Below are 15068 nucleotides of genomic sequence, written 5' to 3' on the forward strand. Positions count from 1 at the left end.
GCCATGGACAGACATCCCGTTGTGGCCGGACAATTCTATCCCGGCGATCCCCAGGAGCTGAAACGCCAGCTCGGGAGATACATTCCTGCGACCCCGGTCGTCTCCAAAGAGCCGACCATTCTGGCCATGGTCCCCCATGCCGGTTACATGTATTCCGGGGCAGTGGCCGGAGAGACCATTGCCAGATCCCGGCTCCACGATACCGTCATCCTGCTTGGCCCAAGCCATACCGGACAAGGGGCGCCCATCGGTCTCTGGCCGGACGGTTCCTGGCTCTTTCCAGGCGGCAGGCTCGAGGTGGATCGATCCCTGGCCGCAACCATTCTTGCAACCTCTCCGCTCATTGCCGCCGACTATGAATCGCACCGCAGCGAGCACTCCCTGGAGGTCCAGATTCCCTTTTTGCACGCCAAGAATCCCGGGATGCAGATCGTACCCATAACCATTGCAGATCCCAGACCCGACGTGCTTCGGGAGGTAGGCACTTCCCTGGCAGAGGCCATCAAGGCGGGGGACAAGCCCGTCAGTCTGGTGATCAGTTCGGACATGAGCCATTATATCAGTGCCTCGCAGGCCGAACAACTCGATAAACTGGCCATCAAGCAGATCCAGGCCCTTTCGCCCACAGGACTTTACCAGACTGTACGCGACCGCCACATCTCCATGTGCGGGGTCCTTCCCATGACCGTGGGGCTCACTGCGGCCCTCGCCCTGGGGGCCCGCACGGCCTATCTGACCCGGTACGCCACATCCGGAGACGTGAGCGGCGATTATGACCAGGTGGTGGGCTATGCCGGGATCATTGTCCAATGATCACGATCTTCAGACCCATACAAAAAGGCCCGCAAGCGGGCCTTTTTGTATGGGTCTGATTTGATTGAAATCCCTTTCTCAACGCCTCTGGGCGAAGAAGACGTCCACATTACAGCCCCTGTTTTATCTCGAACGACCAAACCGTATTGATCAGCAATTGCGCAATGGTCATGGGGCCGATCCCACCGGGAACCGGGGTCATGGCAGCGACCCTGGATTCCAAGGCCTTGAAATCGCAGTCCCCGACCAACCCGCTCTCGGTCCGGTTGATCCCCACATCGACGACAACCGCACCGTCCCTGACCATTTCCCTGGTCACAAAATGGGGACGGCCAACCGCTGCAAAGACAAAATCAGCCGACCGAACCTCATCTGCCAGATTGGCCGTGCGTGAATGACATACGGTCACTGTGGCGTTGTGCTGCAAAAGCATCAGGGCAAGGGGTTTTCCCACGATATTGCTCCGCCCGATGACCACGGCCTTCTTGCCGCTGACATCGAGACCGTAACGCGCAAGCAGGGTCATGACTCCGGCGGGCGTGCAGGATCGGAATCCCGGCAGGCCCAGAGTCAGACGACCAACGTTCATCGGGTGGAAACCATCCACGTCCTTGCCCGGATCGATGAGTTCCAGACATCTCCGACTGTCCAGCCCCTCGGGCACGGGAAGCTGGAGCAGAATGCCGTCTATGGAATCGTCCTGGTTCAACTCCCGGATCAATTCTTCCAATTCCTGCTGCGAGGTCGAGGCGTCGAGTTTGTACGCCTTGGAGAGAATACCCGCCTCGGCACAGGCCCGCTCCTTGTTGCGCACATATACGGACGAGGCCGGATCCTCGCCGACCAGAATGACGGCGAGTCCCGGCACCTTGCCGGTGGCGGCTTTCAGTTTGCCGACCCTCTCCCCCAGCTCCTTGCGAATGGCCGCGGCAGTCGCTTTTCCGTCGAGCAATATCATCGTGCTATGCCTCTCCCTCTTCGTCCTCGCCATACCATTCAGCAGCCATGGCCGGGCCGAAATACACCGACTGATCCCCGAGTTCCTCCTCGATACGCAGCAGCTGATTGTATTTGGCCAGACGGTCGCTGCGGCACAGGGAACCGGACTTGATCTGTCCGGAGTTCACGCCCACGGCCAGGTCGGCAATGAAACTGTCCGAGGTTTCTCCGGAACGGTGGGAAATGACCGTGGTGTAGGAGGATTCCTTGGCCATCTCAATGGTGTCCAAAGTCTCGGTCAGGGTGCCGATCTGATTGAGTTTGATGAGGATGGAATTAGCCACCCCATTGATGATACCATGACTCAGGATCCCGGGATTGGTGACAAAAATATCATCTCCAACGATCTGGATGGTATCGAGCTGATCGGTCATGTCCTGCCACCCTTCCCAATCGGATTCGGCCAGGCCGTCTTCAACCGAGACCAGAGGATATTTTTTGGTGTATTCGTCATACATACCGATAAGCTCCTGAGCCGAAACGATTTTTTTCTCTCCGGCCAGGTTGTATTTTCCCTTCTCAAAAAATTCCGAGGCAGCCGCATCGATGGCCAGGGAAATATCCTTGCCCGGCTCGAACCCGGCGGCCTCGATGGCCCGGATGATATACTCGAAGGCCTGATCGTGACTCTTGAGATTGGGGGCGAATCCCCCCTCGTCACCCACTGCTGTGGTCAATTTATCCTTGGTCAGGATCGTCTTCAGGGCATGGAAGGTTTCCGCACCCATGCGCAGGGCCTGGGAAAAATTTTCCGCTCCCAGGGGCATGATCATGAATTCCTGGATATCCAGATTGTTGGGAGCGTGGACCCCGCCATTGATGATGTTCATCATGGGAACGGGCATGACCTTGGCGTTCACCCCGCCCAGGTACTGGTACAGCGGCATGTTCAGGTGGTTGGCCATGGCCCTGGCTGTGGCCAGGGAAACCCCGAGGATGGCATTGGCACCCAGCCGGCTCTTGTTCTCCGTACCGTCCAGCTCGATGAGCAGCTGATCCAATTCCACCTGACGTCTGGCATCCATGCCCTCCACGTCCGGAGCGATCTCATGGATGACGTTCTTGACCGCCTGTGCCACGCCCTTGCCCCCGTAGCGGGCCTCGTCACCGTCGCGCAATTCCAGGGCCTCACGGCTCCCGGTGGACGCCCCCGAAGGAACGGCCGCACGACCTACCACACCCGACTCCAGGGCAACCTCGACCTCGATCGTGGGGTTTCCTCTGGAATCCAGAATTTCCCGCGCCCATACTGATTCAATATAACTCATGCCATCACTCCTCGTAGAAGGTTTACAATAATTTATGGATTGAAAAAATTGAAGAAACTTGAAAGCTTGAAGCGACCGGAACAAACGGACAACACATTCTTTAGGCCCTATGCACACGTAACCTCACCCGGGACACGATGCAATGCGCGGGAGCTGAAAGGTCACCTGTTTTGCATTCTCTCCCAGTAGGCCATGCGCAGTCCCTGCATGAGCAGGTCCGGCTGGAGGTGGTCTATCCCCGAACATACAGGGGCGATCTTGTCGGCAAATCCTCCCGTAGCCACCACCAGAGACCGATCATCGCCCAGACTCGTCTTGAGTCGGGCGCTCAGACCTTCAAGCATGGCCGCAAACCCGTGAACAATGCCCTGATTGAGACTTGTTGCCGTATCTCTTCCCACCACCACCTCTCTTCCTATGGTCTCCAGCGAGATCTGAGGAAGTTTGGCAGTTTTCGTACCCAGGGCCTGAACCGAAGAAAAAACCCCCGGACAGATAAGCCCCCCGAGATAGGCGTTGTCCTGCACGCAATCAAACGTGGTCGCCGTGCCGAAATCGACCAGGATCAGGGTCCGCTCCTGAAATAATCGACGGCCGGCATAAGCTGCCACCAGGCGATCCGCGCCGACCTCCTGGGGCTTGGAGTACCGGTTTTCAATGGTCAGAGAGATATCTTTAGGGACAAAAAAAATCGGGCATCCGAAAAATCGTTCACCAGCAGCAACAAGAATTTTGTCCATAGGGGGAACAACCGAGGAAACGACCCATGCCCGAACCATATCCGGAGTGACCCTGAAAAAAGAACACGCATTGATCAATAAAAGCCCCAGGGAGTCTGCCGTGTACTCCCGGGAGGGAATGACCAGGCTTCTCTCCACCCCTTGCTTATCAGCAAGGGAAATTTTTATATTCGTATTCCCGAGATCAAAAAGTAAAAGCGGTGCTGTCATCACATCTATCCGATTGGACGTTCACACAAGATTTAAAAAAACGTTTGCCGGTCTTGATCCAACTCTTTTGACACGGGCTGCGATCCTCTGAAGCCTGCGATCGAGCACCCCGACAACAGAGTCAGGTCCGTTCACGCGTTCCAAGAACTTTGTACCCCTTTCCTCCAAAAACTCAAGAAAAGAACCCAATGAAAAAGGCGGCCAAAGGCCGCCTTGTGATACTCTTTTCGCTGGGCTTTACATGAAGCACGCCCTGTTAATCGTCTTCAAGGGTGGACGTATCCCCGACATCCTCGCCCAATTCCTCGGCCTTGAGAATACGGCGCATGATCTTGCCGCTGCGTGTCTTGGGCAGCTTTTCCCGGATATCGATACTCTTGACCACGGCAACCGGTCCCAATTCCCTGCGAATGTGTGACTTGAGCTGCTTGAGCAGCTCATCGGGATCTTCAGGATCGTTGTATTCTTCAGTAAGAATGACAAAGGCCTTGGCCACCTCACCCTTGATGGCATCGGGAACGCCGATGACTGCGGCTTCGGCAACGGCCCGATGAGCCACAAGGGCACTCTCCAGCTCGGCTGTGCCGATGCGGTGCCCGGCGATGTTCAGCACGTCATCGGAACGTCCCTGTATCCATATATACCCGTCCACATCTTTGCGGGCCACGTCCCCGGCCAGATAGGCACCGGGCACCTGACTCCAATAGGCCTCTTTGTACCGCTCGGAGTCGTTATACAGACCGAGAAGCATGGAGGGCCAGGGACGTTTGAGGATAAGGAGTCCACCCTTGCCCGGGGGTACGGATTCACCCTGCTCATTGACCACATCGGCCTCGATCCCGGGCATCGGCTTGAAAACCGATCCCGGTTTGAGCAGAGAAATGGGAAAGGGACAGATAATGAACGAACCGGTCTCGGTCTGCCACCAGGTATCGATGATCGGGCATTCCGACCTGCCGATATTCTTGTAGAACCAGACCCAGGCCTCGGGATTGATGGGCTCACCCACCGAGCCAAGCAGGCGCAATGTACTCAGATCATGCATCTTGGGGTACTGGGTGCCGAACCGCATGAGCATACGAATGAGTGTTGGTGCGGTATAGAAGATGGTCACCCCGTACTTGGCGATCACATCCCACATACGGTCGGCCTGAGGATACAGAGGGTGGCCTTCGTAGAGAACCGTGGTCGTTCCGGCCATGAGCGGCCCATAGACCACGTAGCTGTGACCTGTGATCCACCCTACGTCCGCGGTACAACAAAAAATATCCGTTGGCTTGATATCAAAGACCCAGTTGAGACTGCGATGGACCCCGACCATGTATCCTCCGTGACCGTGGACAATTCCCTTGGGCTTGCCCGTGGTGCCGGAGCTGTACAACAGAAAGAGCATGTCATTGGCATCCATGACCTCAGTGGGGGATTCGGCACTTTCCTGCCGAACCAGGGCCTCGTACCAGAGATCCCTGGGTTCGTTCATCTCTACCTGGACATTGGCCCGATGCACAACGACCACCGTGTCCACGGTATCAGAGCCTTCAACAGCCTCGTCGATGACCTTTTTCAGATTGATGGGTCGTCCGTTACGGTAGAAGCCATCGGCGGTGATGACCAGTTTGGCCTGGGCATCGTTGATCCGCTCGCGTATGGCCTTGGCTGAAAACCCGGCAAAGATCATACAGTGAACCGCCCCGATCTTGGCCACGGCGAGCATGGCAATGATCGTTTCCGGCAGGGGAGACATATAGATGATGACCCGGTCCCCTTTCTTGACCCCCAACGAGCGCAAGGCGTTGGCGAAACGGTTCACGGCGCGGTACAACTCGTAATAGGTGAATTTCTGGGTATCCCCGGGCTCCCCTTCCCAGATCAGGGCGAGTTTATTCTTGTTTGCCGTCGTGATATGTCTATCCAGGGCATTGTAGACGATATTGCATTTGGCCCCGGGAAACCACCTGTAAAAAGGCGGATTGGAATCATCCAGAACCTGGTCCCACTTGCGGAACCAGTCCAATTCCTTGGCGGCATCCTCCCAGTAGCTCAGATAATCGTCATTGGCGTTCTTGATGGCGGCATCATATTCCTGTGGATTGACATTGGCCTCGATGACCAGCTGCGGCAGTGGCCTGAAAACGCGTTCTTCCTGAAGCAGAGAGTCCAGTGCGCCGTTTTGCTCCATGATATCCTCCTTAGGTCGTGCCGAAGGGTCGACACTTCGTGAATAGGGGAGATTGAAATTGTCGAATCGTGTTCATGTATACCAGAGGATTCTCGATCATTGAAAGAGCTTATCACTCATTTTCTTCAACATGTAGAAGAATAATCGACTAAAGGTGGGCTGCATGAGGTAAACGGTTGGCCTGATTGAGGCGGGATAAACCCATGTGGGCCGGCTGCTTCACCCATTTCCGTCCTGAAATGACCTTGCACCGGTCCAAAAAAACCGCGTAAGGGAAAATCGTCTCCCTCTCGCTTGCAGAAAACGGGACGTGTTGGCGGGCTAAAGATTGAGAAGCTGTTTAAGCTCTCCGATACGCCGCCGGCTGATGGGCAATTCGATTTTCTTGCGCCCGGCTGTACGGAGCATGAAATTGCTTCCGGGCATGGAGGCGATCTCCGTGACCATCTCCAGATTGACCAGATATTTACGATGCACCCGAAAGAACCGGTGCTTTCTGAGTCGTTCCTCAAGGTTCTTGAGCCGGTATGAGGTCAGAAATTTCTCGCCGGAGGTGTGCACATAGCTGTAATCTTCATACGCCTCGATGAAAACGATCTGACTGTAAGGGATGAGCAGAAGTCTGCCATCCTGATTGATGGGCAGTTTTTCAATCTCCACAGGCCGGGTCTGTCGGCGGTCCCATGCCTTGCGCAGGGCTTCGAGAAAAAGTTCCTCCTCGTTTTCTCCCAATGCCAGCTGCAGGGTTTCTTCATCCCCGTTTGACCGGGACTGCACAGGAACGGCGACCATGTTACCGTTTTCATGGTTGTGAGGGATGACCTGTCGCGCCCGTTCGACAGACCGTTTGAGCCGATCCACAGTGGCGGGCCAGAGCAGATAGTCCGTTGCCCCAAGCTCAAAGCCCTTGAAGGCCAGCGACTCGTCCCTGGCCAGAAAAATGAGTATGGGTGCTGTCTTACGCTGCCCCAGGATCTGGGCCATTTCGATCCCGCTCACTCCGCCATCAAGATCGGTTCCGAGGAAAAAAATATCATACGGGATTGATTCCAGCATCTCAAGGGCCTCGAACGAAGAAACCGCTTCACCAAGGATCTTGATTCCCTTGACTTCTGAAAGTTTTTTTCTGAGCTCTGAACGAATCTCGGAATCCTGATGCACGAGAAGACATGTCAATTTTTTCATGGGCCGGTCCATGGTCGTGTTGGCTGTGCGAAAAAAATGGCTGGGCCAAAAAAGGAGGGTCTGTTATCATTTCCTGGAACTTATCGGGAATTCTGACCATACGCAAGGCTTCAAAAATGAACATCCAGGACTGATCTGCTCGCATGGCCGGCTCACCCCGTTGGAGACGGTTTGAACCTCTTTCGCCGGCCCCGTATTTCAGGGACATGCATGAGAACACCTGTGCCTTGAATGAACATCCCCTTTGATTTGAAAATCCCCATTCGGGAGCGATGAAGCGTATATTTTTCCCTTTCAAAAAATCTCTTTCAGAATCGCAGAGCCGTTTTGCGAGAACATGAATGTGAGACTTTTTTGGGTTTATGCGATTATTTTTTCAATTTCTTCACCAGAAGGACTAGCATTTTTCTCGAACATGGGCTACGAACCACATAAATTTTTTGCACATAATTATGCCTGACCTATTTGGTTTTCATATAAATCAGGATCAAAGCCAAAGACACGATGATCCTGGTTCCGGCAAAAAGCGATATTTCAATACCATTAGCACCAAATCAACTGGCTAAGGGGGTAAACTATGGCACAAGAGAAAGTTGGTGCAGTCATGGTTGTCGGTGGCGGTATCGCCGGCATCCAAGCGGCCTTGGACCTGGCTGACACCGGTTACTACGTGTACCTGGTCGAGAAGACGTCTGCGATCGGCGGGGCTATGGCCCAGCTGGACAAGACCTTCCCGACCAATGACTGCGCGATGTGAATACTCTCACCGAAACTGGTAGAGTGCGGTCGGCACTTGAACATCAAACTCCTCACCCTCAGTGAGGTACAGAAGATTGCAGGCGAAGCTGGTAATTTTACCGTAACCGTCAAGGAAAACCCTCGCTATGTCGATGTCGATAAGTGTATCGCATGTGGCATGTGCGCGGAAAAATGCCCCAAAAAAGTCCCCAACGAATTCGATGGCGGACTGAGCAAACGCAAGGCCGCCTATATCCCTTATGGCCAGGCCGTTCCCCTGAAATACGCTCTCGATCCTGAGAACTGTATCTTCATCCAGAAAGGCAAATGTCGGGCCTGTGAAAAATACTGCCCCGCTGATGCCATCAACTTCGCAGATACCGAAAAGATCCACGAGATCAAGGTCGGCTCCATCATCACGGCGCCCGGTTTCAAGGCCTTTGATCCCTCCATGTTCGACACCTACGATTACGCCCAGTTGCCCGACGTGGTCACCAGCCTCGAGTACGAACGTCTCCTGGCTGCCGGCGGCCCCTGCATGGGTCACCTGGAACGGCCCTCGGATAACACCGTCCCCAAAAAGGTCGGTTGGTTGCAGTGCGTAGGTTCTCGTAACATCAACAAGTGTGACAACGGATACTGTTCCAGTGTCTGCTGTATGTACGCCCTGAAACAGGCCATGGTCTCGGCCGAACACGCCGATGGCGCCGACCTGGATCTGTCCATTTTTTACATGGACATGCGCACCCACGGCAAGGAATTCGACAAATATCTGGAAAAGGCCAAGGATGAAGGTATCCGGTTCATTCCCGATCGTATCCATACCATTTACCCCGGTCCCGAGAACAAGGGCGTGATCGTCGAGTACATGGACACTGCCACGGGTGAACGGGCCAAGGAAGCATTCGATCTGTTCGTTCTTTCGGTTGGCCTGCAGACCGGTCCGGCCGCTCTGGAAATGGCCCAGAACATGGGCATCAAACTCGACAAGTACAATTTTGCCGAGACCACGAGTTTCAACCCGGTAGCCACCAGCAAAGACGGGATCTTTGCCGCCGGTGCCTTCCAGGGACCCAAGGACATTCCCCAGTCTGTTACCGAGGCATCATCCGCAGCCATGGAAGCGGCCTCCGGTCTGAATTCCGTTCGCGGCACCATGACCCAGGACAAGACCTTCCCCACCGAAATCGACGTGGCCGGTCAGGAGCCGAGAATCGGTGTCTTTGTCTGTTCCTGTGGTATCAATATCGCCGGCACCGTGGATGTGGAGGCTGTTGCCGAATACGCCAAGGGCCTGCCGGGTGTCGTCTATGTCAAGAACAACATGTTCACCTGTTCCCAGGATACCCAGGTTCTCATGGCCAAGGAAATCAAGGAACAGCAGCTCAATCGTGTTGTTGTTGCCGCCTGTACCCCCAGAACCCATGAGCCCCTGTTCCAGGAAACCCTGAAGGAAGCCGGTCTCAACGAATATCTCTTTGAGATGGCCAACATCAGGAACCAGAACAGCTGGGTCCACATGAAGGAAAAGGACAAGGCCACGGAAAAGGCCAAGGATCAGGTCCGCATGGCCGTGGTCAAGGCAGGCATGCTCAGTCCTCTGGAGCATCTGTCCGTTGGCGTGAACCAGACCGCTCTGGTTGTCGGTGGCGGTGTTTCCGGCATGAAGACGGCCCTGGGTATCGCTAATCAAGGCTTTGAAACCGCGCTCATCGAAAAAACCGACACCCTGGGTGGAAACGCCCTGCTCCTCAACAAAACCTGGAAGGGTGAGCCCATCAGACCGTATGTTGACGATCTGGTCGCCAAGGTCGAGGCCCACCCGAACATCAAACTGTTCAAGAATACCACCCTCAAGAGCAACAAGGGATCGGTTGGTGACTTTGTCTCCGAGATCGACGTGGCCGGAGAAACCAGGGTCATCAAGTACGGCATCGCCGTAGTCTGTACCGGTGCCACCGAGTACAAACCCGAAGAGTACCTGTACGGTCAGGACGGTCGAGTCATGACCCATCTCGACTTCGACAAGGAACTCAGGGAAAACATGGACAATGTGTCCAAGGCCAAGGGTGCCGTATTCATTCAGTGTGTTGGTTCACGCTGTCCCGAACGCCCCTATTGCAGCAAGACCTGCTGTACCCACTCCATGGAATCGGCCATCGATCTGAAAAAGGCCAATCCGGACATGCCCGTGTTCATCATCTACCGGGACATCCGTACCTATGGTGAACGTGAGGATCTCTACCTCGAGGCCAGAGAACTCGGGGTCATCTTTGTCCGCTACTCCCTGGACAAGAAACCCGAGGTCACCAAGGACGGTGACGCCCTCGTGGTCACGGTCGACGATCCCATCTCCGGCAAGACCCTGGACATCCGCCCAAGCTATCTCGTTCTGGCCACGGCCATCGTGCCCAACAAGAGCGACGAACTGGTCGAATTGTACAAGTGCGGTCTGAACGAAGACGGTTTCATCATGGAGGCCCATCCCAAACTGCGTCCCGTGGACATGACTGTCGACGGCATGTTCGTTGCCGGGCTCTGTCACTATCCCAAACCCATTGATGAGGCCATTGCCCAGTCCCAGGCCGCAGTATCCCGCGCCACGGTGATCCTGTCCAAAGCCGAAATGACGCTGGATTCCATCAAGTCCTATCCCACGGAGAATTGTGATGGATGTGCCCTGTGTGTGGACACCTGTCCCTACGGTGCCATCAGCATGATCACATACACCAACGAGGATGGCGAGGAACGGCGGCGGATCGAGACCAACGTATCGTTGTGCAAGGGATGCGGTATCTGCGAAGCCACCTGTCCCAAAAAGGGTGTCTACGTCCATGGATTCACCACGGAACAGCTCAGGGCACAGGTCATGGCAGCCCTGGAGGATATATAACGCACTTTGGACGCGCGGTCCCGTGCTCAAGGCCGGGATCGCGTGATCCAGAAGCCATAAACAAGGAGATGTTTCAATGGCAGACAATTTCGAGCCTGTAATCATCGGATTCCTCTGTAACTGGTGTGCATATGCCGGTGCAGACCTGGCGGGAGTCTCCAGGCTGCAATATCCCCCGAACATGCGCGCCATCAGGGTGATGTGTTCCGGGATGGTTCATCCCAATCTTGTCGTAGACGCCCTGGAAAAAGGAGCTGACGGCGTCATCGTCATGGGCTGACACCTCGGCGAATGTCATTACCTGGATGGTAATCACAAAGCATTGGCTAGGGCGAACGCCATCAACTTGGTCCTCGAAGATCTCGGCATCGATCCCGAACGGTTTGCGATCGAGTGGGTTTCAGGGGCTGAGGCTCCCAAATTCCAGAAAGTCGTCACGGAATTCACGGAAAAAATCCGCAATTTGGGTCCCAACCCAGCTCGTCAGGAAAAGAAACAGGCTGTCAGCGCCTAACGATGTCAGGGTGAATCATACTCTGATTCAACCCCATGGAGGTAAGAGATATGGCCAAAGTAACTGTTGCCGAAGAATGGCTCAACTCATGCTCCGGGTGTGAGATAGCCATTCTGAATATCGGGGATGTCCTGGTTGACCTTTTGGTCAACAACCTGGACTTCGTCCACATCCCGGTCATCCTCGATCATAAATACTTCGGGCAGACCGGCGAAGAGACCGAGATGAATATCCCCGAAGCCGTGGTCGGGATCGTTTCCGGCAGTGTCCGCAATGAAGAACATGTGGAAATCGCCAAGGAAATGCGTAAAAAATGCACGATCCTGATCGCTCTGGGTACCTGTGCCACCGATGGTGGTATCCCCGCACTGATCAACATGTACGGCAATGACGAATTGAATCAATTCGTGTACAAGGACTCCCCGACAACAGACCCCGGTGAGCCCCCGACCAAAAACATCCCGGCCCTGCTGGACAAGTGTTACGCCCTCGACGAAATCGTTGACGTAGACATCTATCTGCCGGGTTGTCCCCCGCACCCCGACTGGATCACGGCGGCGGTTCTGGCTCTGCTGGAAGGCAAGACAGAATTCGCCATGCCTGAACGGTCCGTGTGCGACACCTGTCCCACGATCAAGAAGGGCAAAAAGGGATTGCCGGACATCAAACGGATGCTCCAGACCCCTGAATTCGATCCGGACAAACCCATTGACGAAATGCGCTGTCTGCTGGAACAGGGTTTCCTCTGCCTCGGTCCGGTCACCCGTGCCGGATGTGGCGGTAAGAGCGGATATCCCAGATGCATCAGCACCCGTATGCCCTGTCGTGGCTGCTATGGTCCCATCCGCAAGGGGGCCAAGCCCATTGTCGACTATATGGGCGCCCTGGCTTCCAACGGTTTTGATCCCTCGACCATGCCTGATCGTCGCGGGTATCTGGCCCGATTCTGTGGCGCACACAATATGCTGAAAAAATTAGGTTAGGAGGAGATAATGGGTAAGACATTAAATATAGCCCCGGTCTCCCGCATTGAAGGTCATGCGAGCGTTACCATCCAGCTCGATGACAGCGGCAATGTGGAAGATGCAAGACTGCACGTCTTGTCTCTCAGGGGATTTGAAAAATTCGTGGTCGGCCGTCCCGTGGAAGAGGTCTGCCGGATCGTCAACCGGATCTGCGGGATCTGTCCCTGGCAGCATCACCTGGCCTCCAACAAGGCCGCTGATGAGTGTCTCGGTGTGACCCTTCCCTCCACGGGAAGAAAACTTCGGGAACTCTGCCAGATGCTGGCCTATATCCCGGACAAGATCCTCCACTTCTACTTTCTGGCCGCCCCGGATTTCGTTCTGGGACCTGATGCCGACTATTCCGTACGAAACGTCGTCGGTATCGTGGGTGCCGCTCCGGACCTGGCCAAGAAAGTCGTGCACATGCGCTACAAATCGCAGATGATGCTCGAAAAATTCGCCGGCAAGGTCATCCATCCCATGGCTGCCGTTGTTGGTGGATACTCCCGGCCCATGCTGGAAGAGGAACGCAAGGAACTTCTCGAGGGGATTCTGGAATTCAAGGATTTCGCCCTCTTCACCATGAAGTTCGCCCGGGAAGAGGTCTTTCCCAAATATCTGGATGCCGTGAAGACACTCGGTGTCTTCCCCTCCGGATACATAGGAACCGTTGACAAGGAAGGCGCCCTGCAGCTCTATGACGGCGAGCTTCGTCTTCAGAATGCAGACGGCAAGATCGACCAGTTCCCGTACAGCGAATACAAGAACCACATCGGCGAACACATTGAAGACTGGAGTTATCTCAAGTTCCCCTATGCCAAAAACTGGGGCAACCTGAAACTCGACGAAAACGACCCCGTTGGCGTCTACCGGTCCAATTGTCTCGCCCGTATCAACGTCTGTGACAAGATGGCCACCCCCTTGGCTCAGGAAGAGCTGGAAATCTTCCGCAAGAGCTTTGGCCGCCCCGCTCACCTGACCCTGCTCTACAACTGGGCACGTCTGATCGAGCTGGTCTATTGTGCTGAACGGGCCGAAGAATTGCTCAACGATCCCGAGATCACCGGCAGAGACATCCGGGCCACGAACATCGAGCCCAAGGCCGGCGAAGGTTTTGGTTGTGTGGAGGCCCCTCGCGGTACCCTGATTCACAACTACAAGACCGATGAAAACGGCATGGTCACCATGGCCAATCTCATTGTTGGCACCACCCACAACAATGCCGCCATGAACCTTTCCGTGAAACAGGCCGCCAAGGCGGTCATCAAAGATGGCAAATACGACCAGGGGATCCTCAACAGGATCGAGATGGCCGTACGCGCCTATGACCCGTGAATGAGCTGCGCTACTCACCGCCTGGATGGCGGTATTGCCATGGAATTGAAGATTCAGGATTCCGAAGGAAACACCCTGGACACCATGAAACGCTAGATTAGACAGCCGTACACAAATGGATTATGAAGGCCGTTGCCCGGAAGCGGGCAGCGGTCTTTTTCGTAACGCCCGCCCAGCACGGACGGGATGAGGAGTGAGTACATGGATTGGTCAATGATGTTCAATTCCCGCGTGGTGGTTTTTGGATGCGGGAATGTCCTGTATGCGGACGATGGTGTCGGACCGGCTCTGGTAGCCGCCCTGGAAAACGATCCAGAAGTGCCCGATGACGTCGCCCTTCTGGACGTAGGCACCTCCATCAGAGGTCTTCTTTTTGATCTGGTTTTGAGTGATAAACTTCCTGAACGGGTCGTCGTGGTCGATGCAGTCACCCAGAGTGATCGGGAGCCCGGAGAGATCTTCGAGATTGACGTGGACCAGATGGACCCAAAAAAAATCCCGGATTTCACCCTGCACCAATTCCCGACCACCAACCTGCTCAAAGAGCTTCGGGACAACACCGGAATTGATCTCAAAATTCTTGTGGTCCAGAGTGCATATATCCCCGACGCCATGGAAGAGGGGCTCAGTCCGACCCTGCAGGCAAAACTTCCGGAACTCATGGCCAAGGTCAAAAGTTATTTCTAGTCCGACACAGTAATTTCCGGTTAGGTTTTTGCATCAATAAATTGTAATTTCTGATCTTTTACATTTGACTCTTCAAAATCATCATCCGGCATTGAACGCAACTCGTTTTCAATGGCTGTGCGCAACTGTCTGACCCGGCGGATAGAGACCTTTTCCTGGTAGTTCTTGTGGCAATGAATGGCCAGCAACAGATAGGTGATCAGGCCTGCCAAGATCTGGACCATCAAGCCATAGGCACTGCGTGCAATCAGGTGGTAGACTTTCAAGTGCCTTTTCCACCAGGCGAAGAAATTTTCGATGTTCCAGCGCAGTTTGTAAGCCTGGGCGATCTGTTCAGCGGTCAAATCATGGCGGTTGGTAGCGATCCAGTATTTGACCCTGTCGACCTCGTAGCCGACCAATCGCAAGGGGGTCTGGCTTTGATTAATGCCGGGGGTGCCCAGCAGTACGGTGCCGTCAAAAAAGACAATGCTTTCGGCAGGTACAGTATTTTGCGAAAG

At 54.8% G+C, this 15068-nt stretch carries 12 protein-coding genes; 6 read left to right on the forward strand and 6 right to left on the reverse strand.

What is annotated here, in order from left to right; translation table 11 throughout:
- Positions 1-3: 3 nt before the first annotated feature.
- Entirely contained in the window at positions 4-813 is an 810-nt protein-coding gene (gene amrB, locus ACTVJH_RS02605; protein WP_455987170.1) for an AmmeMemoRadiSam system protein B, read from the forward strand.
- A 109-nt stretch (positions 814-922) separates the two neighbouring features.
- On the opposite strand, the gene folD is transcribed toward amrB, so the two are convergent.
- The 5 genes from folD to ACTVJH_RS02630 form a co-directional block, all read right to left on the reverse strand.
- Positions 923-1771: a bifunctional methylenetetrahydrofolate dehydrogenase/methenyltetrahydrofolate cyclohydrolase FolD gene (gene folD, locus ACTVJH_RS02610; RefSeq protein WP_455987172.1), complete on the reverse strand. Its 849-nt coding sequence runs from the start codon at positions 1769-1771 to the stop codon at positions 923-925.
- Positions 1772-1775: 4 nt separating this feature from the next.
- Positions 1776-3080, reverse strand: a complete 1305-nt coding sequence (eno, locus tag ACTVJH_RS02615) for a phosphopyruvate hydratase (protein WP_455987174.1) — start codon at positions 3078-3080, stop codon at positions 1776-1778.
- A 161-nt stretch (positions 3081-3241) separates the two neighbouring features.
- On the reverse strand, positions 3242-4030 hold the full coding sequence (locus ACTVJH_RS02620) for a type III pantothenate kinase (protein ID WP_455987176.1): 789 nt from the start codon (positions 4028-4030) through the stop codon (positions 3242-3244).
- A gap of 256 nt (positions 4031-4286) precedes the next feature.
- Positions 4287-6209: an acetate--CoA ligase gene (gene acs, locus ACTVJH_RS02625; RefSeq protein WP_455987178.1), complete on the reverse strand. Its 1923-nt coding sequence runs from the start codon at positions 6207-6209 to the stop codon at positions 4287-4289.
- A gap of 321 nt (positions 6210-6530) precedes the next feature.
- Positions 6531-7394 (reverse strand): LytR/AlgR family response regulator transcription factor, encoded by an 864-nt coding sequence (locus ACTVJH_RS02630; RefSeq protein ID WP_455987180.1) that lies wholly within the window; start codon positions 7392-7394, stop codon positions 6531-6533.
- Between the two features lie 577 nt (positions 7395-7971).
- Here ACTVJH_RS02630 and ACTVJH_RS02635 point away from each other — a divergent pair.
- The 5 genes from ACTVJH_RS02635 (at position 7972) to ACTVJH_RS02655 (ending at position 14568) form a co-directional block, all read left to right on the forward strand.
- Positions 7972-11025 carry an FAD-dependent oxidoreductase gene (locus tag ACTVJH_RS02635; protein ID WP_455987182.1) on the forward strand — a complete coding sequence of 1018 codons (3054 nt, stop codon included), beginning with the start codon at positions 7972-7974 and terminating at the stop codon, positions 11023-11025.
- Between the two features lie 76 nt (positions 11026-11101).
- On the forward strand, positions 11102-11539 hold the full coding sequence (locus tag ACTVJH_RS02640; RefSeq protein WP_455987184.1) for a hydrogenase iron-sulfur subunit: 438 nt from the start codon (positions 11102-11104) through the stop codon (positions 11537-11539).
- 50 nt (positions 11540-11589) lie between these two features.
- Complete coding sequence (locus tag ACTVJH_RS02645) at positions 11590-12522, forward strand: NADH-quinone oxidoreductase subunit B family protein (RefSeq protein WP_455987186.1); 933 nt, start codon at positions 11590-11592, stop codon at positions 12520-12522.
- Between the two features lie 9 nt (positions 12523-12531).
- A complete protein-coding gene (locus tag ACTVJH_RS02650; protein WP_455987188.1) occupies positions 12532-13977 on the forward strand; it encodes a Ni/Fe hydrogenase subunit alpha in 1446 nt (481 codons plus the stop codon).
- A 105-nt stretch (positions 13978-14082) separates the two neighbouring features.
- On the forward strand, positions 14083-14568 hold the full coding sequence (locus ACTVJH_RS02655; protein WP_455987190.1) for a hydrogenase maturation protease: 486 nt from the start codon (positions 14083-14085) through the stop codon (positions 14566-14568).
- A 20-nt stretch (positions 14569-14588) separates the two neighbouring features.
- On the opposite strand, the gene ACTVJH_RS02660 is transcribed toward ACTVJH_RS02655, so the two are convergent.
- Positions 14589-15068 (reverse strand): transposase (locus ACTVJH_RS02660; RefSeq protein WP_455987192.1); only part of this gene is annotated, 480 nt, incomplete at its 5' end.

The organism is Desulfoplanes sp. PS50 (genome assembly GCF_053851535.1).